This window comes from Variovorax sp. Root473 (genome assembly GCF_001426505.1).
In the GTDB taxonomy this organism is placed as follows: Bacteria; Pseudomonadota; Gammaproteobacteria; order Burkholderiales; family Burkholderiaceae_C; genus Variovorax.
In genome coordinates this window covers 85,463-108,498 of the sequence record NZ_LMEV01000002.1, presented here as the reverse complement: position 1 = coordinate 108,498, position 23,036 = coordinate 85,463, and the positions used below count along the sequence as shown (strand labels likewise).

Here is a 23,036-nt window from a genome sequence, read left to right as displayed (position 1 = left end):
GGCCGCTTAGAATCGGCGCCAGCACTTTTTTAAGCCGCTTTAGCTCAATTGGTAGAGCACCCGCCTTGTAAGCGGAAGGTCGTCAGTTCGATTCCGACAAGCGGCACCAAATCAAAGCCCGGTAACGTCCAAGGACGGCCGGGCTTTTTCTTTTTCCCTCGAAGAACATCCGCTTTGCCAACAGCAGAGGCGCTCTTCGAGAATTGAAGCGGAGGTGGCCGCCAGGGGTGGCACGGCAATGGGCGACTTTGGTGCACGCCCGATGGCACTTCGGCTCGCCGCGGATCTCAGACTTCGGATCGACGCAGCTCCCGGGCGGCCATGGCGCCAAGTGTGCGCAGGCCCTTCTCGATGCGCGCACCCCAGCCGTGGCCGCCGCTCAGGCGCAGGCAGTGGCCGTATTGGCCGGTGGCCGAGAACACCACGCCGGGCGCGAAGCAGATGCCTTTTCCCAGCGCCTGCACGAAGAGCCGCCGCGTGTCGATGGGCTCGGGCAGTTCGACCCACAGCACGAAGTTCCCCTCCGGCCTCGACACCTTGGTGCCTGGGGGGAATGCCTGTTCGATCACTCGCGTCATGCGAGCCAGCGTGTCGGCGAACTCGCGGCGCACCCGCCGCAGGTGGCGGTCGTAGTCGCCGTTCGACAGGAAGGCGGCGAGCGCCACCTGGGTCAGGACCGGCGTCGCGAGGCTGGTGGTGAGCTTGGTTTCGAGCACCTGGGCCATGTGGCGGCGCGCGACGATCCAGCCGATGCGGTAGCCGGGCGCGAGTGTCTTCGAGAACGAGCCGCAATAGATGACGTTGTCATGGGTGTCGAGCGCGCTGAAGGGCAGGGGCCGTTCCTCGCCGAAATGGACGTCGCCATAGACGTCGTCTTCGATCAGCGCGACCCCGTGTCTGGCTAGCAGACGCAGCACGGCGCGCTTGTTCTCTTCAGGCATCGTGCAGCCCAACGGGTTGCTGAAGCTCGACGCCAGCACGCAGGCGCGTACCTTGCCCGAGGCGACGACGTCTCCCAGTGCATTGACGTCGACGCCGGTGTTTGCGTCGGTCGGCAGTTCGATCACTTTCAGCCGTTTGGCGCGCAGCACCTGCAGCAGCCCGAAGTAGCTCGGCGACTCGATGGCGACGGTGTCGCCGGGCTCCGTGACCGCGTCCAGCGCCAAGGCCAATGCCTCCGTACAGCCGCAAGTGATGGCGATGTCGTCGGGCGCAAGCGCCTGCCCGAAGCGCAGCGCGCGGCGTGCGATCTCCAGCCGCAGCGCCATCTCGCCGTGCGGCGGCGAGTAGGTGTTGCATTGGCTGCCCTTCACGCGGGCCGTGCGGGCCAGCACGAGGTCGAGCTTGGAGGACGACAGCAGGCGCTGGTTCGGGATGGCGCAGCCCAGCGGCACGAGGGCGTCGTCCGACGCATGCTTGAGCAGGTCGAGCATGAGGTCCGACAGCTCCACCTTGGCCGGCCGGATCGAATGGCGCGCAGTCGTGGGCACGGGCAGGGCAGGGGGCGCCTTGGCGACGTAATAGCCCGACTGCGGCCGGACCTCAAGAATGCCGCGGTCTTCGAGCAGGCGGTAGGCCTGCACCGCAGTGCTCAGGCTGGTGCGCTGCAGCGTGCTGATCTCGCGCAGCGAAGGCGCGCGCGTGCCCGGCTTGAGCGTGCCGCGGCCGGCCAGGCCGGCGACGAAATCGGCGACTTCCTCATAGCGGAATCGAGGGGGAAACGACATGGATCACTCCGGATTGCGTGGTGCACTGCGCACAACTGTACTGCATCTAATTTCGGAAAATTGTGGCTGTTATCGTCGGGCATGAAACAGCAATATCGGTGCCATCGACAGCAACGGATCAAGCAGCAGTTCATGTCCCGGTTTCCAGACAACAAGATCATTTCCCTGGTCGGCAGGGCGCCCCGCTTCGACCTTGCCGAAAGCGTGGGGCCGAGCGTGCGGCTGGCGGAACTGCTCGACAGCGCCTTCGGCGACGGCGCGGACTTTGCGCTGGACTACGGCACGGCGGCCGGCAGTCCCGAACTTCGCCAGGAAATCGCGAAAGACCATGGCGTCGACGCTGACGACGTGGTGGTCACGGTCGGCGGTGCCCACGCGCTTTTCCTCATCGCGTTCACCTTGTGCCAGGCAGGCGACGAAGCGATCGTGACCGAGCCAGTGTTTCCGCTGCCACGCAATGCACTGGCCGCCGTCGGCGCCACCACGCGCGTGCTGCCGCTGAGCTTCGACACCGGCTACCAGGTCAGCCTCGATGCGCTGCGAAATCTGCTATCCCCGAGGACGAAGGTCGTGAGCCTGGCCTCGCCGCAGAACCCCTCAGGCGTTGCGATCCCGGCATCGACCTTGCGCGAGATCGTGGCGATGCTGGCCGACCACGCGCCTCAGGCGTGGCTGGTGGTCGACGAGACCTACCGCGAGGCGGCCTACGGCGCCGACCTCGCAGCGCCGAGCGCAGTCAGGCTGGGCGAGCGGGTGATCTCGGTGTCCTCGCTGTCCAAATGCCATGGCTCGGCGGGTCTGCGCATCGGCTGGGCCATCACGCGTGACGCCGCGCTGCGCCAGACGCTGATGACGGCCAAGTTCAGCACGGTGATTTCGTGTTCGCTGGTTGACGAAGCGCTCGCGCTGGCCGTGTTCAGGCAGCGTGAACGCATCCTGGGCGAGCGCCGAAAACTCCTCGCGGAAAATCTGCAACTCGTCGAGAACTGGGTGTCGCGTCATGGCGCCTTCATCGAATGGGTGCGCCCCGATGCCGGAGCACTATGCTGCGTGCGACTCAAGCGCGAGGTTTTCGATGCCGCGGGGATCGAGCGTTTCTACGCGACGTTGACCAAGTTCAGCGCGCGCGTGGCGCCGGGCCCGTGGTTCGAGGACGACCCCTGGGTGTTTCGGTTAGGTTTCGGGCTGCCGGCGCTCACGCACTTGGCCATAGCGCTGGAGTGCGTCTCGGTCGCCCTTGTGGAGGGGAGTGCCGATGGGGCCGGAGTCTGAGGTGCCTCGTGCGCAATGCCTCCGGGGATCGGGATGGACACGCCAGCGCGACGGCTCTGCCCGTCAAGGGCTTTCGCGGCGGCGTGTGGACACCACCTTGCGCCAGCCGTTGGCGCATTGCGCGCAGTCGCTGCGCTGACGGGCCTTCGGGCACGGCGCGTCAGGCTGTGCCGAAGCGGACCTTGGCGCGCTCGCACAAGGGAACCTCGACGCCGGCCTACGCTGCGCCGTGCACCAAGCGCTCGAACACATCGTCCGAACCCATCTGCCCGCCCTTCAGCATGATCTCCAGGCCGTCGAGCGTGGCGTCTTCGCTGTGCACGCGGCACAACGAGGTGCCGGCGCCGATGTCCGCCACGTACGAAAGCCCCCAGGCGTTGAGCGCCTGCACGGCATGGCTCGATGTGTCGCCCCCGGCAATGCCCACGCGTCGCAGCGGCATCATCGCCAGCACGCGGGCCAGCAGTTCGCCGCCGGCTCGCGCGAGGGCCTGGGCATCGACGATGCTCTCGACCGGCAACGCATCGTTAGGGCGCGTGCAGGCCAGAACGTTCTGACCGCTGGCGAGCTCGTTCGCGATGTCTCGTGCATGACGTTCCAGCGTCGCTGCATCCCGCTGCGCCATCGCGGACGCATCGAGCCACAAGATATGGAATGACCGTGCGGCGGCAACCTGCCGTGCCGTGATAGGCGACAGGCTTCCGGCAAGCACCAGCACAGGCCCCGGTGCCGGCGTGACGGCGTGCTGTGTCGACTCGCCGGTGCGCGAGCCCAATGCTGGGGCCAACGCGTCGACCACGCTGCTCGGCCCCACCGCGAGCAAGGTGTTGCGCTGTGCCCGCGCCCATAGCACCTGCCCGATGGTCGCAAGCTGCGCGGCATCAGCCACGTCGAACAGCACTGCGTCAGGTGTCGTTGCGGGTGAGGGGGGCTGAAGCGTGCGTTGCAGCGCCACCTCGAGTGCCTCAGTGCCTTGCGACGCCGCCGTGAGCGGCATGGAGTGCACGTCGGCGAGACCCTGTGCGGCCAGGTGCAGCCGCAAGTCCGCCTCGTGCATCGGCGTCACTGGATGCTGGCTCATCGTCGGATGCCGATCGATGCGGAACACTTCGCCGCCTGCGCCAGCCGCCGCGAACAGGTTGCCGAACAAGCAATACCGGCCGAGATTCGGTTGCCCGCCGACGATCGCCGTCCACGGCTGTTCGACCGCGCCGTGCAATGCGCGCACCGCGGCGCCGATCGAGCCGATGTGAGGTGCGCTGTCGAAGGTTGAGCAGGTCTTGTAGTGCAGCACGCGCGCGCCGAGCGCGCGGAACAGCGCGGCGACGGGTGCCAGTTCAACCTGCATCTGCTCCGGTGTCATCGCACGCGCCGCGCCTGCGATGCCCAACACGTCGAGCGGGCCGACGCTTCCGAGCCGCGCAGCATCGGGCGTCTTCAGGAACAGCAGGGCGCGCAAGCCAGCGCGGGCCGCGGTGCCGAGCGTGTCGGTCGCGCCCGTGAAATCGTCGCCGTAGTAGACGACGGCGGGAGCTGGCTTCATGGCTTGCCGAAGAAGGCGAGGGCGCGCGCGAGTTCGGCCGCGTGCGTTGCGGCTTCCTGCAGCGTCTTGCCCGCGCGCGCGGCCGACCAGGCCTGGCGGATGCTGGTCACGCCGGCTTCCGCGCCATCGGGATGCGCGAGGATGCCGCCACCTGCCATGAAGAGCAGGTCGTCGCTGCCGATGGCGGCCCAGGTCGCGGGCACGGTGCCGGCCCATTGGCCCGACGAGAAGGCGGGCATGACTCGGTCATCCGCCACATCGGTAAGCGGCGTGAAGCAGTCGCGCGCCGATTCGATGACTTCGCTGTCGGGCTGCGAGAACTTGCCCTGCAGGCCGTGCACATGCATGTGGTCCACACCCGCCAGTCGCCACAGCGTCTGGTACGCCTGGAACGAGATGCCCAGCAGAGGATGCCGCGACAGCGCGCCGTAGCCGTTGCGGTGGCCATGCAGCGCAAGGCCGGTGTGGCGCCGCAGCGTCTGGATGCCCGAGTGCCCGCACCAGTTGAGGCTGGCCATCACGCAGGAGCCGCCTTCGCGCTCGACGAGGTCGGCATGCCGCTTCATCGCGTCGGTTTCGTCGGTGATGTTGAAGGCCACCATCACGTGCTTGCCGGTGCGCTCCTGGTGCGCTCGCACGACGGCCATCACGGCGGGGACGCGCTCTGCGAGTGGCGCATGGGCGGGGTCGGCGCAGACCTCGTCGTCCTTGATGAAATCGACGCCCGCGGCGCAAAGCCTGCCGACGAGTTCCGCGGTCTCTGTGGCCGACAGCCCCACGTTCGGCTTGATGATCGTGCCGACCAGCGCGCCGCTCGCCACACCCGTGGCGCGCCGCGTGCCCGCGATGCCGACGCGCGGCATCTCGAACTGTGCGCGGTACGCGGCCGGGACGTGGAGCGATTCGAGCCGCAGACCCGTCACTTCGCCCAGGTCGTAGAGGTTGCCCGACACCGTTGCCGCGAGCGTCGGCAGGTTGGCGCCGATGTTCGCCACGGGAAACGAGATGTCGACATGCGCGCGCCGCCACGGGCCGCGCGTGCCCTTGCGTTCGAGCAGCGCATTCGGCAGGCTTGGCACCTCGGACGGTGCCAGCTCGGTGATCGCCTCGACCGTCGCACGCGCACGTTCTCGCAGCGCATCGGTCTCGCCCTCCACGCGCGTGAAGGTGCCGCACGATTGCTCGCCGGCCATCACCTCGGCGACGGCCGCCGGTTCCACCGGCGTCTCGATGAGATAGCGTGCACGGATGCGTTCGGCCGCCATCGTCACAGCTTGCTCAGGTCGGGAAAGGGCCGCACCGGCTCGCTGCCGTCCCAGCCTTCGGAGGCGCTACGGATCAGGTCGAACATCTTGCCCTTCGGCCCCGCCACTTCGGAGAGCTCGATCACCGTGCCCGGGTGGTACTCGGTGTCGAAGTAGATGAAGCGGCCGCGCTCGCCCACTTCGCCGCTCATTACCGGCTTGAAACCTTGAGCGGTGAGGCGCGCGAGGTCGGCGTCGTAGTCGCCCGTCCAGTAGGCCACGTGCTGCAGGCCGGTACGCCCCGCTTGGAGGAAGTCGCGGTACATCGAGGGCACGTCGTTGCGCGTCTGGATCAGCTCGACCTGCACGTAGCCGGAATTGGCCAACGCCACCGAGTTGTGCGGTTCGTGCGCCTCGCCGTTGTAGCGGTAGTTCTTGATGGGCACCTTGGGGTTGTAGAACCACGGGCCCACGCCGAGCGTGGTGCTCCAGTAGTCCATGGCGGCTTCGATGTCGTGCACGACATAGCCCAGCTGGCGGATCTCGCCGAGGAATCGACTCATTGCAATTGGCTCCGGTGATGTGAGTGTGTTGTTGTGATCAGAACTTGAGGAAGCCGGTCGAGAACCACGGGAAGGCGGCCACGATCACCAGACCCACCAGCATCGCGGCGATGTAACCCCAGATGTGGCGGATACCCTCGTCGGGGTTGACCTTGCTCACGGCGCAAGCGCCGTAGTAGCCGACGCCGAAAGGCGGCGCGAAGAGGCCGATGCCCATCGAGAAGATCACGACCATGGCGTAGTGCACCTCGTGCACGCCTGCGGCCTTGGCAATGGGAAAGAGCAGCGGTCCGAACAGCACGATGGCGGGAATGCCTTCGAGCACGCTGCCCAGCACAATGAAGGCGACGATCGATACGGCCAGGAAGCCATACGCGCCGCCCGGCAGCGCGCCCATGATGCGCGCCAGGTCCTGCGAGAAGCCCGACTGCGTGAGGCCCCAGGCCATGGCGGTGGCGCAGCCCACGATGAAGATGATCGCGCCCGAGAGCGAGGCGGTGTCGATCAGCATCGGCTTCAGGCGCTTCCAGTCGAACTGCCGGTACACGAAAAGACCGATCAGCGCCGAATACACGATGCCGATGGTCGACACCTCGGTGGCCGTGGCCACACCCTCGACCACGGCGGCGCGGATCACGAAGGGCAGCAGCACTGCGGGCAGCGCGACCATCAGCAGCTTGCCGATCTCGCGCTTGCTGTAGCGCTGCACGCCGCTCAGGTCCTCGCGGCGATAGCGCCACCACACGACAACACACAGGGCCACGCCGAGCACCACCGCCGGCAGCAACCCGCCCGTGAACAGCGCGGCAATCGAGATGCCCGTGACCGAGCCGATGGTGATGAGCACGATCGACGGCGGAATGGTCTCGGTCTGCGCGCCCGTGGCCGAGAGCAGCGCCACCAGGTCGCCGGGCTTGGCGCCGCGCTTGACCATCTCGGGGAACAGCACGGGCGCAATGGCCGCCATGTCGGCGATCTTGGAGCCCGAGATGCCCGATACCAGGTACATCGCGCCAATCAGCACGTAAGAGAGACCGCCGCGCACATGGCCCAGCAGGCTTGCAAGGAACTGGATCATGGCGCGCGCCATGCCCGTCATCTCGATCAGCGCGCCCAGGAAGATGAAGAGTGGCACCGCGAGCAGGATGAGGTGCGACATACCCTCGTCGAGCCGCCCCACCATCACCAGCAGCGGCGTGCGCGTGGTGAGCGCCAGATACCCGAAGGTGGCCAGCGCGAACGAGAACGCGATGGGCACGCCCGAGAGCACGGTGGCGGCCACCACGACCACGAAGAAGATCACGAGGTTGAACTTGCCGAGCGTCGCGAACAGCGGCGCGGCGAGCCAGAAGATGCCGACCAGGGCGGCCATGCCGAGCACCGCGACGGCGATCTGCTTGCCCGTGCACACACGAAAAAGCCGCAGCAACGCCATCACCAGCATGATGCCGATGCCGGCCGGAATGGCCGCAGCGCGCCACGCGTTGCTGATCTCCAGCGCGGGCGTGACGATGAACGACTCTTCGTGCGCATAGTCGATCGAGGGCCAGACGATGAGCACCAGGAACGCGATCGACGCGGCGATGGCGAACGCATCGAGCATGGCGCGCGTCGACGGCTGCACCTTCTGCAGCAGCGCCGTCATGCGCATGTGCTCGCCACGCCGCAGCGCCACCACGGCGCCCAGCATCGAGAGCCAGAGGAAGAGGATCGACGCGAGTTCGTCCGACCACACCAGCGGTGCATGGAACACATAGCGCGACACGACGCCCGCGAACAGCACGCAGATCTCGGCCAGCACCAGCAGCGCGGCCACGGCTTCAACGGCGCCGCCGATCACGCGATCGGCGCGCCCGGCGATGCCGCTCAGCGCGTTGGCCGAAGGGCCAGCGCCGGTAAACGGCGCCGCCTCGAAAGTCGATTCATGCACCATGGCCGCTCAAGCCAGCTTGCCGACGGCGCCTTCGAGCAGTGCCCAGGCCTCGGGACCGAAGCGGCCTTTCCACTCGCCGTAGAAGCCCGATTCGCGCAGCTTCGCGCGGAAGCTGTCGGCCGAGGGGCGGTTGATGGCCAGGCCTTTGGCCTGCAGGTCGCCGACGACCGAGTCGTTGAGCTTCTTGATGTCTTCACGCTGCTGCATGCCGGCGTCGTTGATGGCGCGCGCGACGATGGTCTTCAGGTCGGCAGGCAGAGCGTCCCACGCGCGGCCGTTGGCGATGAACCAGTAGCCGTCCCAGATGTGGTTGGTGAGCGAGCAGAATTTCTGCACCTCGAAGAGCTTGGCGACCTGGATGATCGGCAGCGGGTTCTCCTGCGCATCAACGATCTTGGTTTGCAGCGCGGAATACACCTCGCTGAACTGCAGGCTCGCGGGCGCGGCGCCCAGGCCCTTGAACATCGAGATCGACAGCGGGCTCACCGGCACGCGGATCTTCAGGCCGTCCATGTCCTTGGCATTCGCGACGGCGGCCTTGCTGCTGGTGGTCTGGCGAAAGCCGTTGTCCCACATCTTCTCGAAGGCATAGAGGCGCGACTTGGCAATGGCACCGCGCACGTGCGCGCCCACCTTGCCGTCCATCGCGGCCCACACCTGGCTGTAGTCGTTGAACGCAAAGCCCACCGCGTTGATGGCCGCCACCGGCACCAGCGTGGCGATGACGAGCGCCGAGGGCGTGAAGAACTCGATGCCGCCCGAGCGCACCTGCGCGAGCATGTCGGTGTCGCCGCCCAGTTGGTTGTTCGGGAAGATCTTGATCTCGACCCGGCCCTTGGTTTCCTTGGCGATGCGGTCCGCGGCTTCTTGCGCGCGGATGTTCAGCGGATGGCTCAGCGGCAGGTTGTTGCCGTACTTGTAGGAGAACTCCGCGGCGCGCGCGATACGCGGCACAGCCGAGACGATGCCCGCGGCGGGGAGGGCGGAAAGCGTGCGCAAGGCACCGCGGCGGTTCAGGCGGGTGAACGAGGTCATGTCTTTTGTCTCCAGGATCTTCGGAATGCGGTTGATGCAATCTGATGCATCGGCGGATTCGGGCCACAGCGAAGATAAAAGGATGCATCATCCGGGTCAAACTTGATTTTGATGGTTTTTGATGTATGCGGGATAACCCTTCACCTCCTTCCGACGCGCGTCGCGCGCGCGTGGTCGACATTGCGCGTGCGGCGCAGGTGTCGACCGCCACGGTCGATCGCGTGCTCAACCGCCGGCCCGGCGTGCGCGACGCCACGGTGCAGCGCGTCCTCAAGGCCGCAGGCGAGCTTGACTACCTGCCGGGGCCCGAGCTTTATGCAGCGCTGACGCCGCCACCGCTGCGGCTCGTGTTCCTGCTGCCCGCGGGCACCAACCGCTTCATCCGAATGCTGGGCGACATGGTGGGTTACTCGCAGGAGCACTGGGCGCCGTTCAACGTGCAGTGCCGCACGGTGTTCATCGAGAGCTTCAATCCGCATGAGTTGGCGGACGCATTGCGCAAGCACGGCCAGCGCTGCGACGGCATCGCGATGATGGCGCTGGAGCATCCCGCGGTGCGCGAAGCGGTGGCCGCACTGGCCGCGCGCGGGCTGCCGGTGGTGACGCTGATCTCGGACCTGTCGAACTCCGAACGCGCCGCGTTCGTGGGGCTCGACAACCGCGCGGCCGGCCGCACGGCGGGTTATCTCATCGGCCGTTTCATCGGCGCACGCGCCGCGAAGGTCGCGCTCATCGCGGGTAGCCTGAGCTACAAGGCGCACGAGGAGCGCGAAGCCGGCTTCCTGCATGTCATCGACGAGATGTTCTCCAAGCTCGAGGTCGTGGGCCTGCGTGAAGGCCAGGACGATGCGGGCAAAAACTACCGCCAGACCCGCGCGCTGCTGGAACAGCACCCCGACATGGGCGGCATTTACAACATCGGCGGCGCGTCGGACGGCGTGGCGCGCGCGCTGAAGGAAGCGGGGCGCGAGCAGAAGGTGGTCTTCATCGGCCACGGCCTCACGCCCGACACGCGCGCACTCCTCATCGACGGCAGCATGGACGCGGTGATCACGCAGAGCCCGCACACCACGCTGATGAACTGCGTGCGCATCTTCACCAACCTGCGAGACAAGCGCGAAGTGCTGAGCGGCGTGGAAGCCACGCGCAGCCAGGTGATCTTTCGCGAGAACCTCCCGTAGATGCCGGCGGGTTGGGGCGCTGCGGCGACCCACCGGTGGCGCTGGCGGTGGATCAACCCACCTCCACCGTCACCCGCAGGAAGGTCGCGGCGATCAGGCAGGTGTTGGGGTACTGGCTCTGGTTCTGGCTCTGGAACAGCGTCACCAGTTCGGCGCGCAGTTCGTCGGTGCGCCCAGCCTGGGCTGCCGCGTCGAATGCGTTCATGGTCGGGCCATAGAACTGCCGGAACGTGTCGACGAATTCCGCGGGCGTACCTTTGAAGTCGAAGATGTAGCTGTCGCGCTCCCAGCTGATCGCCTCCGAGGCGATGCCCGCCGCACCAAAGCGCTCGATGATGTTCGGTGTCGAGCCCCAGCCCATCGGGCTCACGAAACCCTCGGGCGGCGGGGGCGCGTACGACGAGCTGATCTTCAGGATTTGCGCCACCAGCGTCGGGTCGTTCGGAATCCAGTTGCCCATGAGGATGCGGCCGCCCGGCCGCGTGACACGCACCATCTCCCGTGCCACGTCGAAGGGCCTGGGCGCGAACATGGCGCCGAACATGCTCATGACAAGGTCGAAGGACGCGTTCTCGAGCCGCAACTCGCAGGCATCGCCTTCCTCGAAGCGGCAAGTGGCCGATAGCCCGGCCTGGGCCGCCCGCCGGTTGCCCGCGGCGACCAGGTTGGCGGCGATGTCGACGCCCAGCACCTGCGCGCCGAGTTTGGCGGCCGGGATGGCGGTGTTGCCATCGCCACAGCCGAGGTCCAGCACCTTCATGCCGGGCGTGATGTGCGCGTGCCGCACGACGTCTTCACCGCTCTCGCGCATGCTCTCGGCGATACGCGTGAAGTCGCCTTTTTCCCAGAGCGCCTTGTTCGGGTTCATGACTTCACCTTTTCGATCATGTGGTTGATCACGTGGGTGTGCTCGTGTTGCGGGCTGAACATCACGATCTCCGCGTCGGCGTCGACCTTGACGTTATGGCCGGGCGGCCAATAGAACAGGTCGTTGGCCTTGACGGTCTCCTGTCCCCCGGCATCGTCGGTGGTGGTGATCTGGCCCTTGAGCACGAATCCCCAGTGCGGGCAATGGCACGAGTTGTGGTTCAGGCCCTGGAAGAGCGGCGTCGTGTCGACGCCCGCCGACAGCGTGAAGTACTCGCCGCTGATCTTGCTGTAGCCGGTCGCGTCGCCGAAATCCAGGCGCTGGCGGATCACGGCGCCGGGAATCTCCATCTTCACGTCGACTTCGTCTTTTGCCATGTGCATGAGGTGCTCCTTGAGAGTTTCGCGGGCGCGGGGTGGTGCGTCTATTCGTTGCACCCGCCAGGTTCGATAGACGGCATACTGATGCTCCACGCCTGGCGTTCCTGAAACGTTCCCGGCCTTGTGCCGGTGGAAAGGAATCGCGATGTCGCCCCCACCGACTCCGTCGTCCGATGCCGTGTCGATCCGGCTCCTGGGCCCGTTCCGCCTGGTTTTGGGGAAGGCCGCGGATGACCCGCAGACGCCTGCAGTGCCGCTGACCCGGCGGGCCGCTGAGCTGCTGCAACTGCTGTCGTTGCAGCCCGGACGCAGCCTCGCGAATGAGCAGGTGGTGGAAGCCCTCTGGCCGCACCTGGACCCCGACGCTGGCAGCGCCAACCTGCGCAAGGCCGCGCACCACGCACGCCAGTTCATCGGCCGGCCCGACGCACTGGTGCTGCGAGGCGGCCGCGTGTTCCTGCTTCCCGACCATGCGGTGGCCTGCGACGTCGAGCGCTTCGAGCATGCAGCGGACGAAGCCCTGGCCAACGGCAATCCGCAGGCCTGCAAGGCGGCCTCGCAGCTCTACAGCGGCGACCTCCTGCCCGACGCCCGCTACGAGGCCTGGACCGAGGCGCCGCGCCAGCGCTTGCGCGACAAGTTCCTGCGGCTGTTGCGTCAGACCGGCGACCTGGAACGGCTGGTGCGCGAAGACCCCACCGACGAGGCAGCCCATGTCCAGTTGATGCGCGAGGAGCTGGCGGCCGGGCGGCGCTCTTCGGCGCTGCGCTGGTACGGCCACCTGCGCGACCATCTGCAGCAGACCTTGGGCATGCGCCCCGGCGCGTCGGCCGAGGCGTTGTACCGCGACTGCGTGGCCGGCCTGGAAGGCGTCGCACCGCGCTTCGTCGGCCGTGCCATGGAACTGGTGCGCGTGCTGGGATGGCTGCGCGCCAGCCTCGCGGGCCGTCCGGGCGGCGCGGTGGTGCGCGCGCCGGCGGGGATGGGCAAAACCGCGTTCTGCCGCCGCGTTGCCGAAGAAGCGCGAGGCCTGGGTTGGCAGGTGCGCTCGTTGCAGGCCAGCGACTGGACCCGGCCCTACGGCATCGCGGCTGACCTGGTGGAGCCCCTGCTCAGCGAACTGCCCGACGCGGCACAGGCCATCGGTGCGCACGCCCAGGCCGTGCTGGCGCAGATGACCGCTTCGGGCGACGTGCAACCGCTGGCCCTGCCACTCGGGCGCCACCAGATGGTCGGCGCCGTGCGCCGCCTGCTGCTGGCCACCGCCTCGCAAAAGCCGGTGCTGCTCATCGTCGACGATGCGCACGCGGCGGATGACGCCAGCGCGGAGACACTGACGCAACTGGCGGCGAGCGGCCCCCCGGTGTTCGTGCTGCTCGCATGCCGGCATGCGCTGCCGCCCCTGCTGGACCGGAACACCTCGCGCCTGCTGCGCGCCGGCCAGCTGGAGGCCATGGAATTGGGGCCGCTGTCCGACGAAGAAGCCGCGCTGCTCGCGGCCCGCACGGCCGACCCACCGATGGCAGGCGAGGCCGCCACCGCCATCGCGCGGCGTGCCGAAGGCCTGCCGTTCGCCGTGATCGAACTCGCGCGCGCTGCCGCCACATCGAACGGCGCCACGGCGGCGATGCCCCGCAGCGTGTCGTCGGCCCTGGCTGAACGCTTGTGCGATCTGGAGCCCGGCGCGACGGAGGCCTTGCGCCGATTGGCGCTGTCGGCCGACGATTTCGACGTGGCCACGGCCGTGGCGCTGGCCGCCGATGAGGGCGATGACGCGTTGGCGCGGCTCGACCAGGCGCTGGCCGCGGGTGTGCTGGTGGTGGCTGATGGCCGCTACCGCTTCCGCCACGCCCTCGTGCGCGAAGCGCTGGCCGAAGGCATCCCGCCGCACCGGCGTGTGCTGTTGCATCGCGATGTGGCGGCGCGGCTCGAGCAGGGCGGTGCGGCACCGGGCCTGGTTGGCCATCACTGGCTCGCCGCGGGCGATGCCGAGCGGGCGGCGCCATATGCGTTGGCGGCCGCGCGCCAGGCCTTTCGCCTCGGCGCCTGCGAAGACGTGTTGCGCCACGTCGAGCCGTTGCTTGTGCACGGGGCGGCGCAGCCGGACGCACTGGCGCTGCGTGCCGAGGCCCTGGACGCGCTGGGCCGGCCGGGCACCCTGGCCGCCTACGACGCGGCCGCCGCCGTCGCGCCCGAAGCGCTGTCCCACGAACTGCGCGCCAAGCGCGCCCTGGCGCAAGTGAAGATGAGCGACCCGCCCGGCGCGCTGAAATACCTGCAGGATGTGCATCCCACCACTGTGGCGGGGCGCCTCGCCGAAGCGCTGGCGTACAGCGGCGCGGCGGCCCTGGGCTTCGGCGACCCCGCCGAAGGCACGCGCCGGTCGGCCGAAGTGCGCCGGATTGCACTGGAGACTGGCGACGAAGGCACGCTCGTGATCGCCTCCTGGTCGCAAGCCGCGGCGGCGCACGCGCGCGGCGACCTGCACGGCAGCATCTGGGCCGACCTCCAGGAGACGAGCCACCTGCCGCAACTGGCGGTGCGCGTGTTCGACGGCCACCTGTGCATCACGCAACGCTTCCTGTACGGCTCGCGGCCGTATGCCGAAGTCATCGCATTCGCCGATGCGCTGGCCACCGAAGCGCAGCGGCTGGGTGCGGCGCGAGGGCATGCGTTCGCCGTCACGCTGCGCGGCGAGGCCTGGCTGCTCAGCGGCCAGCTCGATGCCGCCGAGCAAGACCTCGTGGCGGGCGGGCGCATGCACCGCGCGATCGGCGGCGCGACCGGCGAAGCGCTGTCGCTGCAGCGCCGCTCCGAGCTGGCGATCTACCGCGGGCAGATGGACCGGGCGCGCGGCCTGCTCGACGAAGCGCTCGACGTCGCGCGCCAGTCGGACGTCGGCTTCCACCTGCTGGACCGCATCTACGGCACCCGCATCGCGATGGCCACGCAACCCGACGCCGCGCTGGGCGTGCTGGAGGAAGCCGAGGCCAACGTGCGCGGCCCACTGGAAAGCTGCCCCGGCTGCCGTATCACCTTCGCCATTCCGGCGACCATCGCGGCCGCGAGGGCGCACGAACTGGACCTCGCGGCCCGCCACCAGCAGCAGTCCGAATACCTGGCCCATGTGGTGATGAAGCTGCCGGCCTGGTACGCGTCGCTGCAAGAGGCGCGGGCCCACATCGAACTGGCCGAGGGCCGTGTCGCTGCCGCGCGCGAAGGCTTCGCCGCGGCGGCGCAGGAGTTCCGCGTCTGCGGCCACATGCTGGACGCCGCACGCTGCCGGGAATTGGCCGGCTAGGAAGTCTGCACGGCGCAGGCGTGATGAACGGATGATGGCTTGGTAGATTGCACTCCCATGCCAGCAAGTGACCTGCGGGCATCCTGCACGTCATCGACGAGATGTTCCCGCGGCTCGAAATCGTGGCGTTGCGCGAGGGGCAAGACCACGCGGGCAAGAATTAACGAAAGACCCGCGCGCTGCTGGAGCGATACCAGACATGGGCGGCATTACAACCTCAGCGGCGCCTCGGACGGCATAGCCCGCGCCTTGCAGGAGGCAGGGCGCGAGCAGAGGGTGGCCTTCATCGGCCGCGGACTTCCGCTCGACGACGGCCGCATGGACGCGGTGATCACGCAGAGCCCGCACACCACGTTGATGAACTGTGTGCGCATCGTCCAGGCCTGAGGCGGTTTGCCCGGGGTGGCCCCTGCGCCACTTTCGTCCGCTAGGCCGCGCGCAATTCGGCGACCGCGGCGGTGGCGCTGCCCACGTGCACGCTGCTGATCGTGCGCTGTTCATCCCTTCTTTGCACGATGGCTTGCGTCAGAAACTCCGCATCTCGCGCCACGCCCGAGAAGCGGCCCGACCCCCAGGTGTGCAGCCACGGCAAGCCGAGGAAGTACAGCCCCGGCACCCCTGTCACGCCGCGCTGATGGATCGGCGCGCCACGGCCGTTGAACACCGGCGCATCCACCCACTCGAAGTCAGGCGAGAAGCCGATGCACCAGACCACGCTCGTGATGCCCGCCGCCGCGAGATCGAGGCGGGTGCGTTCCTCGGCCGGCTCCCACACCGGCGTGTAGACCGACGGGGGCGGGGCCTCGATGCCTTGCGTCGCGATGAACTTGTCGATCGACGCGTTGATGCGGTTGTAGGTGGCGTCGGCGCTGTCGAGGTTGTCGCAAAGGTTGGGCTGCAGCTCGAAGCTGCCGGCGTCGAAGCCGTTGAGCAAGCCGTAGAGTTCCATGCCTTCGAGCGCGAAGCGGCGCAGGTCGATGTCCCGGCCGCCATCGCGTCCGGTCACGTAGTGGTTGGTGTTGTCGCGCACGCCTTCGCGCAGCGGGTGTTCGGTGACAGGCATGTCGTAGTACTTCATGTCGGCGAGCCAGTCGACCACTTCGCGGCCCCGGTAGAAGCGCGCGCAGCGCGGCGCGTTGCCGGTGGCCAGGTGAACCTTGCGCCCGGCCAGGTGCAGGTCTTCGGCGATCTGCGCACCCGACTGGCCGCAGCCCACCACCAGCACCGCGCCTTCGGGCAGCTGCGCTGCATTGCGGTACTGCGCCGAGTGGTACTGCGCCACGTGGGCCGGCAGCTTCTCGGCCAGCCGCGGCACGATGGGGCGGTGGTAGCCGCCGGAAGCGACCACCACCTGGTCGGCGGTGTAGAGGCCCGTGTCGGTCTGCACCATGAAGCGGTCTCGCTCACCGGTGCCGGTGACGCGTGTCACACGCTCGACGGTGACGCCTTCGATGGCCGGCGCCTTCACATGCGCCACGAAGCCCGCAAGCCATTCGTTGATCTGCTCCTTGACCATGAATCCGTGCGGATCGTCGCCGAGGTAACCCCAGCCGGGCAGCTGGCACTGCCAGTTGGGCGTGACCAGGCAGAACGAATCCCAGCGCTGCGTGCGCCAGCTGTGCACGAGGCTGCGCTTCTCGATCACGAGGTGGTCGACGCCGCGCTGCTGCAGGCAATGGCTCAGGGAGAGGCCGGCCTGGCCGCCGCCGACGATGATGACGCTGTAGTGGCTGCGTCCGCCAAATGGATAGGACATGGGGTCTTCTTTCTTTCTCTCTGGATGTAGGGTGCGTCAATCGACAGCGACGACAGTGACTTCGGCACCGGCGGTGTCGGTGAAGCGCGACGCGATGCGTTCGATCTCCGCCAGTTGGTCCATCGCCTGCGAACATGCGAAGCCATACTTGGCGCGCACGCGTTCGGAGGCGATGCCCAATGCCTCGCGCGAGCGCTGCAGGAAGTCTTCAAGCGCATAGCGTTCGCCGGGCGCGAAGAACTCCCGGACCACGGACGAGGGCGAGTAGCAGCGCGTTTCGCTGGCGTCGGGCCAGCGCACCTGGACGTGCATCACGGGCATGCGAGCGCCTCCTGAGGTGGCTGGATGAAGGCATCGCGCCCGAAGTCCCACAACAGGGCCTCGTTGCCGCCGGCCTGCAGCCGCACCTGCCGCGTTGCATCGACCTCGCCGACCACCGCGCAGGCGATGTCGCGCGCGGCGAAGCGGCCGAGCACCGGCGCCACCTGCGAAGGCGGCACGCTGAGCACGAAGCCGTAGCTTGGAAACGAAGAAAGCCAGCGCAGCAGCGGCACGCCGTCGGGCTTGGGCAATGCCTCGAGGTCGATGCGCGCGCCGACGCCCGAGCACTCCAGCAGCATCATCGCGGTGCCCACCGCGCCGGCCATGCTGATGTCCTTCGCGGCGCGGCACAGGCCGTCTTCCGCGATGGAGGGCAGGAGTTCAAGGTCCGCACGCAGCCGCGTGGGCGGTGCCGTGGTCGATGCGTTCCAGTAGGGAAAGGGCTCTTCATAAGCGCCGCGCAGGTCGGCCGCCATCACCAGCAGGTCGCCGGGCTTCGCATCGAAGCTGGTCAGCAGCCTGCGCGCGTGGCCGAGGATCGCGACCGCCAACTGCGGCCGTTCGCTGCGGTTGTTGCTGTGGCCACCGACCACCGGCACGCCATAGCGCACCGAGGCTTCCGCCATGCCGCGCAGCACCTCGTCGGCGGGACTCATGCCGGTGCTCCACAGCGCGTCGACCACGGCCGTGGGCCGGCCGCCCATTGCATAGATGTCGCTCACGTTGACCATCACGCCGCAGTAACCCGCGAACCACGGCATGCGCACGATGAAGTCTTCCACCATGCCTTCGATCGCGAACAGCAGATAGCCGCCATGCCCGTCGGGAATGGCTGCGCAGTCGTCGCCGATGGGCACGGCCTGCGCAAGCGCGGCATGGCCGCCGGGCAGCGAGCGGCCAAGGGCCGACACCACGTCGCTGATGTCGCGCTTGTGGGCGAAGCCGCGCGTTGTGCGCAACGCCTCGGCGATGGCGTGGACATCCGTCATGACAGTACCTTCGCGCGCGTGACGAAGCCGCTCACAGGGTCGTGGCAGGGCGGATAGAAAGCGAGGCCCGCCTGCATGCGTGCATGGGGACGGCCGTGGATCGACGTCTCTTCAAGCGTCTTCCAGCCCAGCTTCTGGAACAGCGGCACGTTCTGCATCTGCACCTGCGCGAAGAACGCATCGCAGCCCAGCGCATGGGCGCGCGACACCGCCAGCCGTATCAGGGTGGCGCCCAGGTGGCCCTGGCTGCGGAACGCGGGATGCACCGCGAGGCGCGAGCCCCACCATTCGCCCGGCGCCTCGCCGCGGTGGATGCGCACCGTGCCGACCACCTGCTCGGGCATGCCGGCGTTGCATGACATGGCAACCAGAAGCTGCGCATGGTCGTCGATGGCGTCGCGGTCGTCGCGCGCGAAGATGCCCTGCTCGATGCAGAACACCGCCCGGCGCAGCGCCATGGCTTCGTCGCGTTCCCATTGCTGGGCCGCTTCGCGTACCAGGTATTCGACCGGCGCATAGTGCGGGTCGAGCCCGCTGAGGTCGTCGATGCACAGCATGCTCAGCTTTCTTTTTCGTAGACAGACAGCGACGAGCACGCGCCGCACTTGCCGCAGCCGGCCTTGATGTCGGCGGAGCGCAGACCCGCGGCCACCACGCGCTCGCCGAGCGGCGCGAGCAGCGACTTCATGAACTCCGGCGAAGGCGCGGGATGGTCCTCGAGCGGCGTGCCGCTGATCGGCACGAAGGGCACGACGAAGGGGTACACGCCGCGCGCGAGCAGCTGGTCGCAGGTGTCGAGGATGGCCTTGCGCGTGTCGCCCAGCCCGGCCAGGATGTAGGTGCTGACCTGGCCGCGCCCGAACACGCCCACCGCCGCCTCGAAGGCGTTCATGTAGCGCGAAATTGGCACGCTGGCCTTGCCCGGCATGATGCGTTCGCGCACCTCTGGCGTGACCACTTCGAGGTGCATACCGAGCGTGTCGATGCCCGCGGCCTTCATGCGGTGGAACCACTGGTCGTTGTCGGGCGGCTCGCACTGGCCCTGGATCGGAATGTCGACCGCGGCCCTGATCGCGAACGCGCTCTCGCAGAGGATGGCCGCGCCGCGGTCGGTGGTGTTGGGCGTGCCGGTGGTCATCACCATGTGCTTCACGCCGTCGAGCAGCACGGCCGCGCGTGCGACTTCGGCGAGTTGTTCAGGCGTCTTGCGCGCGATGGTGCGGCCGGCCGCGAGCGACTGGCCTATCGCGCAGAACTTGCAGCTCTTCTTGCGGCTCTCGTAGCGGATGCAGGTCTGCAGCACGGTGGTGGCCAGCACATCGCTGCCGTGCAGCGTGGCGATGTGCGAGTAGGGCACGCCGTCGAAGGTCTGCATCGCATAGAAGCGCGGCTGCTTCGGGAAGCTGATGCTGGCGATCGGGATGCTGCCGCGCATCACGCGGCTCATGCCGGCCGCATCCGGCGCCTCGGCGGTGAACGGCGAATGCCAGGCGCTCGAGGTGTGGACGGGCACCATGATCGTGTGGCCGTCCACCGTCACGGCCTTGTGGTCCGAAGGGCCCGCACCGCCGCGGCGGCTCGAGACACCGGCCGAGGGATCAACCAGCCGCAACCCGAAGGACTGGAGTTCGGTCATCAGCTGCCGGCTGTCTTGCTGCGTCGTCGTGGTGGTCATGGTCGGGGCTCCGTTGATCTAGAGGTTGCGTGAGGTGCATCGGCACGGTCGTCTGAGCCGGCCGGTCGTTGATGGCGAGCGACAGCAGCTCGGGGCGCGCGTAGTGGCCGACCGAATCCATCATTCGCTTGCGCTTGGCGATCAGTGCCATGTCGAGGTCGGCGATCACCATGCCTTCGCCCTCGGTGAGCGGCGGCGCGAGGTGTTTGCCCTCGGGCGAAACGATGGCGGTGTGGCAGCCGCCGCGCAGCGCCTTCTGCAGAGTGGCATCGGGCGTGACCGAGCGGATCTGTTCGTCGGTGAGCCAGCCGGTGGCGTTGACCACGAAGCAGCCCGATTCGAGCGCATGGTGGCGGATGGTCACTTCCATCTGCTCCGCGAAGATCGGGCCGACCAGGGAGCCGGGGAACTGCGCGCAGTGAATCTCTTCGTGCTGCGCCATCAGGGCGTAGCGCGCGAGCGGGTTGTAGTGCTCCCAGCAGGCCAGTGCGCCGACGCGGCCGACGGCGGTGTCGACCACCTTCAGGCCCGCGCCGTCCCCTTGGCCCCAGACCATGCGTTCGTGGTAAGTCGGTGTGATCTTGCGGCGCTTGAGCGCCAGCGAGCCGTCGGCGTCGAACACCAGCTGCGTGTTGTAGAGGCTGCCGTGGTCGCGCTCGTTCACGCCGAGCAACACCACCATGCCGTGATGCCGCGCACGCTCGGCCACGGCCTGCGTGACCGGGCCCGGCACGACCACCGCGCGCTCGGCCAGCCGCAGGTGCGGCGCGCCCTGCAGCACGGGCGGCAGCACGAAGCTGAAGTAGGGGTAGTAGGGCACGAAGGTCTCGGGAAAGACCGCGAGCTGCACGCCCTTGGCGGCAGCCTCGTCGATGGCGCCGCACACCCGCTCGAGGGTGCCGTCGGGCCGTTCGAAGTCGGGCGCGATCTGGATCGCCGCGGCACGCACGATGCGGGGTGGGGAAGCCATCGCTCGGGTCCTGCCTTACAGCGTCCAGGTGTCGAGGATCACGGCGCCGGCCTTCTTGTGCAGCAGCACGAGGTCGAGCACGTCGAGCGGGTTGATCGGCCTGATGCCCTCGATCAGCGCGCCCTCGCCATGGCCGTACAGCGCCTGCAGCGCGAAACGGCAGGCGTAGACCTTGCCGCCTTCTTCCATGAACTTGACGATCTGCTTGTTGAAGTTCTGGTGGCCGGGGAAGGCTTCGTCGCCCAGCGTCGGAAAGCCGCGTTGCACACCCAGCGTCACGCCGGGGCCGTACAGCAGCACCGAAGTCTCGTAGCCCTTGCGGCGCAGCCGCGTGGCCTGCAGAAGGTTGACGAACCCGATCGAGCCTTCGAAGGCCACGGTGTGGAAGGTGACGAGTGCTTTCTCGCCGGGCTCGGCCTTGACGTCTTCGAACACCTTCTCTTCGTAGTCGACGAGGAACTCGCCTTTCTCGTTGCGGGGGCGGGTGACTTTGGGCATGGGGTACTCCGGTTGAAAAGGGAATGAACGCAGGTCTTGCGTGCCCTTCTCTTTGCAGGCGATGTGCCAGAGCCAAGCGCGGCGCATGCGATCAATGCGCGATCAAACCGCCCGGGTGCGGCCTGCGCGCCGGAAAACTTTTTTCGACCGCACGAAAAGACCCGAGCGAAGGTGGCCGACGCGGCCCGGCCTGCACCGGGAAGACGCATTCGTCATGCGATCAATGCACCCGATCAAAGGGGTTGATCGCACCTGATCGAGGCATCCGGCCCTCTGGCGCGGGCGCGATTCCTGCGTGCCTGATCACTGGACCGATGCAATCAATGGATGCAATCAACTTTGCCGATGACCACGATCACCACCCACTGGCGCAAGCAGCTGCGCAACACCACCAAGCCGGCCTACCTGCTGCTGGCCGACCTGATTGCCGACGACATCAAGACCGGCCGCCTTGCCGTGCGCGACCGGCTGCCCACCTTGCGCGAACTCGCGGCCGACCTGGCGCTCAACTACACGACCGTGGCACGCGGCTACGCCGAAGCGCGCAAGCGCGGCCTGATCGATTCGCGCGCCGGCACCGGCACCTTCATCCGCTCGGGCAGCCCGAGCCTGCGGCTGCGCGGCGGCAGCGGCGCCGAGATGACGATGAACATGCCGCCCGAGCCCGACGACTCGCACCTGATGGCGCGGCTGCACGAGAGCGCGAGCCGCGCCTTCGCGCAGGGCGACCTGAACGACCTGTTGCGCTACCAGGACTTCGGCGGCACCGCGCACGACCGCGAGGCGGCGAGGCACTGGCTGCGCCCCTTCGTGCCCGATGCGGGCATCGACCGCATCCTCGTGTGCCCCGGCATCCACAGCGTGCTCACCGCGCTGTTCTCCCAGCTGGCGAGGCCGGGGGAACTGATCTGCGTGGAGTCGCTCACCTATCCGGGCGTGAAGGCCATCGCGGCCCAGCTGGGCGTGCAGCTGCACGCACTGCAGCTCGACGACGACGGGCCCATTGCGGATGCCTTCGAGCACGCCTGCAAGACGCTCAAGCCCAAGGCGCTGTACTGCAACCCGACGCTGCTGAACCCGACCGCGGGCACCGTGTCGCGCGCGCGGCGCGAGGCGCTGGCGGACGTGGCGTTGCGCTATGCCGTTCCGATCATCGAAGACGACGCCTACGGCATGCTGCCGCGCCAGACGCCCGCCGCCATTGCCACGCTGGCGCCGGCGCTCACCTACTACGTGAGCGGGTTCTCCAAGTGCTTTGGCGCGGGGTTGCGCAGTGCGTACGTGTGTTCACCCACGGTGGTGCAGTCGCAGCGCTTGGCCGGCGCGATGCGCGCCACTACCGTCATGGCCTCACCGATCACCAACGCACTGACCACGCTGTGGGTCGAGGACGGTACCGCCGAGGCTGTGCTGCAGGCGGTGCGCGGCGAATCGATGGCGCGGCAGGCGTTGGCCGCACGTCATCTTGGCGGCAGCGGGCTGCAGGCGCATCCCGAAGGCTTCCATGCTTGGCTGCCGCTGCCGTCGGGCTGGAGTCCGGTGGAGCTTGCGTCCTACCTGCGCACGCAGAACGTCGGCGTGGTGGCGAGCGCGGCCTTCTCCACCGACGGCGATCCACCCGAGGCCGTGCGCATCTGCCTGGGCGGCCCGATGTCGCGCGAGCAATGCGACCAGGCCTTGCGGCTCATTGCCGACACGCTGGCGCATCCGCGGCACCCTCACGCAACGGTGCACTCGTTCGCGGGGGCCGAACGCCTGTAGGGCTTGCGCCGTCCGCGGT

19 protein-coding genes and 1 tRNA gene are annotated in these 23,036 nt (G+C 68.1%); 5 read left to right on the top strand and 15 right to left on the bottom strand.

Annotated features, from left to right (window positions below; all coding sequences use genetic code 11):
- Nucleotides 1–33 precede the first annotated feature (33 nt).
- Nucleotides 34–109: transfer RNA gene (locus ASD34_RS03235), tRNA-Thr, on the top strand.
- A gap of 178 nt (nt 110–287) precedes the next feature.
- Here the strand turns inward: ASD34_RS03235 and ASD34_RS03230 are convergent.
- Nucleotides 288–1,727, bottom strand: coding sequence for a PLP-dependent aminotransferase family protein (locus tag ASD34_RS03230; RefSeq protein ID WP_056572657.1), 1,440 nt, complete (start codon nt 1,725–1,727; stop codon nt 288–290).
- An 81-nt stretch (nt 1,728–1,808) separates the two neighbouring features.
- On the opposite strand from ASD34_RS03230, the gene ASD34_RS03225 reads away from it, so the two are divergent.
- Nucleotides 1,809–2,999, top strand: a complete 1,191-nt coding sequence (locus tag ASD34_RS03225) for a pyridoxal phosphate-dependent aminotransferase (RefSeq protein WP_235509960.1) — start codon at nt 1,809–1,811, stop codon at nt 2,997–2,999.
- A 217-nt stretch (nt 3,000–3,216) separates the two neighbouring features.
- Here the strand turns inward: ASD34_RS03225 and ASD34_RS03220 are convergent, their stop codons facing one another.
- From ASD34_RS03220 to ASD34_RS03200, 5 genes are read right to left on the bottom strand one after another with little or no spacing between them, the layout of a single operon-like run.
- The gene (locus ASD34_RS03220) at nt 3,217–4,542 is read right to left on the bottom strand and encodes a four-carbon acid sugar kinase family protein (RefSeq protein ID WP_056572652.1); all 1,326 of its coding nucleotides are present in this window, start codon (nt 4,540–4,542) and stop codon (nt 3,217–3,219) included.
- A complete protein-coding gene (locus ASD34_RS03215) occupies nt 4,539–5,807 on the bottom strand; it encodes a ribulose-bisphosphate carboxylase large subunit family protein (protein WP_056572650.1) in 1,269 nt (422 codons plus the stop codon). The genes ASD34_RS03220 and ASD34_RS03215 overlap by 4 nt, the downstream gene beginning before the upstream one ends.
- A gap of 2 nt (nt 5,808–5,809) precedes the next feature.
- On the bottom strand, nt 5,810–6,349 hold the full coding sequence (locus ASD34_RS03210; RefSeq protein ID WP_056572648.1) for a VOC family protein: 540 nt from the start codon (nt 6,347–6,349) through the stop codon (nt 5,810–5,812).
- Nucleotides 6,350–6,386: 37 nt separating this feature from the next.
- A complete protein-coding gene (locus tag ASD34_RS03205; protein WP_082548483.1) occupies nt 6,387–8,282 on the bottom strand; it encodes a TRAP transporter large permease subunit in 1,896 nt (631 codons plus the stop codon).
- Between the two features lie 6 nt (nt 8,283–8,288).
- Entirely contained in the window at nt 8,289–9,317 is a 1,029-nt protein-coding gene (locus ASD34_RS03200; RefSeq protein WP_056572646.1) for a TRAP transporter substrate-binding protein, read from the bottom strand.
- A 125-nt stretch (nt 9,318–9,442) separates the two neighbouring features.
- On the opposite strand from ASD34_RS03200, the gene ASD34_RS03195 reads away from it, so the two are divergent.
- The gene (locus tag ASD34_RS03195) at nt 9,443–10,498 is read left to right on the top strand and encodes a LacI family DNA-binding transcriptional regulator (protein ID WP_056572645.1); all 1,056 of its coding nucleotides are present in this window, start codon (nt 9,443–9,445) and stop codon (nt 10,496–10,498) included.
- A gap of 52 nt (nt 10,499–10,550) precedes the next feature.
- Here the strand turns inward: ASD34_RS03195 and ASD34_RS03190 are convergent, their stop codons facing one another.
- Nucleotides 10,551–11,366: a class I SAM-dependent methyltransferase gene (locus tag ASD34_RS03190; RefSeq protein WP_056572643.1), complete on the bottom strand. Its 816-nt coding sequence runs from the start codon at nt 11,364–11,366 to the stop codon at nt 10,551–10,553.
- The gene (locus ASD34_RS03185) at nt 11,363–11,743 is read right to left on the bottom strand and encodes a hypothetical protein (protein ID WP_200937509.1); all 381 of its coding nucleotides are present in this window, start codon (nt 11,741–11,743) and stop codon (nt 11,363–11,365) included. The genes ASD34_RS03190 and ASD34_RS03185 overlap by 4 nt, the downstream gene beginning before the upstream one ends.
- Nucleotides 11,744–11,891: 148 nt before the next feature.
- Here ASD34_RS03185 and ASD34_RS03180 point away from each other — a divergent pair, with 148 nt between their 5' ends.
- Nucleotides 11,892–15,047 (top strand): ATP-binding protein, encoded by a 3,156-nt coding sequence (locus tag ASD34_RS03180; RefSeq protein ID WP_056572639.1) that lies wholly within the window; start codon nt 11,892–11,894, stop codon nt 15,045–15,047.
- Between the two features lie 427 nt (nt 15,048–15,474).
- Here the strand turns inward: ASD34_RS03180 and ASD34_RS03175 are convergent, their stop codons facing one another.
- The 7 genes from ASD34_RS03175 to ASD34_RS03145 are packed head-to-tail and all read right to left on the bottom strand — an operon-like array spanning nt 15,475 to nt 21,256.
- Nucleotides 15,475–16,803 (bottom strand): MSMEG_0569 family flavin-dependent oxidoreductase, encoded by a 1,329-nt coding sequence (locus tag ASD34_RS03175; protein ID WP_056572637.1) that lies wholly within the window; start codon nt 16,801–16,803, stop codon nt 15,475–15,477.
- Nucleotides 16,804–16,839: 36 nt separating this feature from the next.
- Nucleotides 16,840–17,124, bottom strand: a complete 285-nt coding sequence (locus ASD34_RS03170) for an MSMEG_0570 family nitrogen starvation response protein (protein WP_056572635.1) — start codon at nt 17,122–17,124, stop codon at nt 16,840–16,842.
- Nucleotides 17,115–18,113, bottom strand: coding sequence for a sll0787 family AIR synthase-like protein (locus ASD34_RS03165; RefSeq protein WP_056572633.1), 999 nt, complete (start codon nt 18,111–18,113; stop codon nt 17,115–17,117). The genes ASD34_RS03170 and ASD34_RS03165 overlap by 10 nt, the downstream gene beginning before the upstream one ends.
- On the bottom strand, nt 18,110–18,670 hold the full coding sequence (locus ASD34_RS03160; RefSeq protein ID WP_056572631.1) for an MSMEG_0567/Sll0786 family nitrogen starvation N-acetyltransferase: 561 nt from the start codon (nt 18,668–18,670) through the stop codon (nt 18,110–18,112). Before ASD34_RS03160 ends, ASD34_RS03165 begins: the two co-directional genes overlap by 4 nt.
- A 2-nt stretch (nt 18,671–18,672) precedes the next feature.
- Complete coding sequence (locus ASD34_RS03155) at nt 18,673–19,749, bottom strand: MSMEG_0568 family radical SAM protein (protein WP_056573220.1); 1,077 nt, start codon at nt 19,747–19,749, stop codon at nt 18,673–18,675.
- Nucleotides 19,712–20,758: a Nit6803 family nitrilase gene (locus ASD34_RS03150; protein ID WP_056572628.1), complete on the bottom strand. Its 1,047-nt coding sequence runs from the start codon at nt 20,756–20,758 to the stop codon at nt 19,712–19,714. The genes ASD34_RS03155 and ASD34_RS03150 overlap by 38 nt, the downstream gene beginning before the upstream one ends.
- Nucleotides 20,759–20,773: 15 nt before the next feature.
- On the bottom strand, nt 20,774–21,256 hold the full coding sequence (locus tag ASD34_RS03145) for an MSMEG_0572/Sll0783 family nitrogen starvation response protein (protein WP_056573218.1): 483 nt from the start codon (nt 21,254–21,256) through the stop codon (nt 20,774–20,776).
- Between the two features lie 345 nt (nt 21,257–21,601).
- Between ASD34_RS03145 and ASD34_RS03140 the strand changes: the two genes are divergently transcribed.
- Nucleotides 21,602–23,017 carry a PLP-dependent aminotransferase family protein gene (locus tag ASD34_RS03140; protein WP_056572626.1) on the top strand — a complete coding sequence of 472 codons (1,416 nt, stop codon included), beginning with the start codon at nt 21,602–21,604 and terminating at the stop codon, nt 23,015–23,017.
- Nucleotides 23,018–23,036: the final 19 nt, after the last annotated feature.

Coding starts and splice junctions, on each gene's coding strand:
- ASD34_RS03215 (WP_056572650.1), bottom strand. CDS start 5,807: ATGGCGGCCGAACGCATCCGTGCACGCTATCTCATCGAGACGCCGGTG.
- ASD34_RS03180 (WP_056572639.1), top strand. CDS start 11,892: ATGTCGCCCCCACCGACTCCGTCGTCCGATGCCGTGTCGATCCGGCTC.
- ASD34_RS03205 (WP_082548483.1), bottom strand. CDS start 8,282: ATGGTGCATGAATCGACTTTCGAGGCGGCGCCGTTTACCGGCGCTGGC.
- ASD34_RS03220 (WP_056572652.1), bottom strand. CDS start 4,542: ATGAAGCCAGCTCCCGCCGTCGTCTACTACGGCGACGATTTCACGGGC.
- ASD34_RS03145 (WP_056573218.1), bottom strand. CDS start 21,256: ATGCCCAAAGTCACCCGCCCCCGCAACGAGAAAGGCGAGTTCCTCGTC.
- ASD34_RS03165 (WP_056572633.1), bottom strand. CDS start 18,113: ATGACGGATGTCCACGCCATCGCCGAGGCGTTGCGCACAACGCGCGGC.
- ASD34_RS03140 (WP_056572626.1), top strand. CDS start 21,602: ATGACCACGATCACCACCCACTGGCGCAAGCAGCTGCGCAACACCACC.
- ASD34_RS03195 (WP_056572645.1), top strand. CDS start 9,443: ATGCGGGATAACCCTTCACCTCCTTCCGACGCGCGTCGCGCGCGCGTG.
- ASD34_RS03230 (WP_056572657.1), bottom strand. CDS start 1,727: ATGTCGTTTCCCCCTCGATTCCGCTATGAGGAAGTCGCCGATTTCGTC.
- ASD34_RS03225 (WP_235509960.1), top strand. CDS start 1,809: ATGAAACAGCAATATCGGTGCCATCGACAGCAACGGATCAAGCAGCAG.
- ASD34_RS03155 (WP_056573220.1), bottom strand. CDS start 19,749: ATGACCGAACTCCAGTCCTTCGGGTTGCGGCTGGTTGATCCCTCGGCC.
- ASD34_RS03160 (WP_056572631.1), bottom strand. CDS start 18,670: ATGCTGTGCATCGACGACCTCAGCGGGCTCGACCCGCACTATGCGCCG.
- ASD34_RS03170 (WP_056572635.1), bottom strand. CDS start 17,124: ATGCCCGTGATGCACGTCCAGGTGCGCTGGCCCGACGCCAGCGAAACG.
- ASD34_RS03210 (WP_056572648.1), bottom strand. CDS start 6,349: ATGAGTCGATTCCTCGGCGAGATCCGCCAGCTGGGCTATGTCGTGCAC.
- ASD34_RS03190 (WP_056572643.1), bottom strand. CDS start 11,366: ATGAACCCGAACAAGGCGCTCTGGGAAAAAGGCGACTTCACGCGTATC.
- ASD34_RS03185 (WP_200937509.1), bottom strand. CDS start 11,743: ATGGCAAAAGACGAAGTCGACGTGAAGATGGAGATTCCCGGCGCCGTG.
- ASD34_RS03150 (WP_056572628.1), bottom strand. CDS start 20,758: ATGGCTTCCCCACCCCGCATCGTGCGTGCCGCGGCGATCCAGATCGCG.
- ASD34_RS03175 (WP_056572637.1), bottom strand. CDS start 16,803: ATGTCCTATCCATTTGGCGGACGCAGCCACTACAGCGTCATCATCGTC.
- ASD34_RS03200 (WP_056572646.1), bottom strand. CDS start 9,317: ATGACCTCGTTCACCCGCCTGAACCGCCGCGGTGCCTTGCGCACGCTT.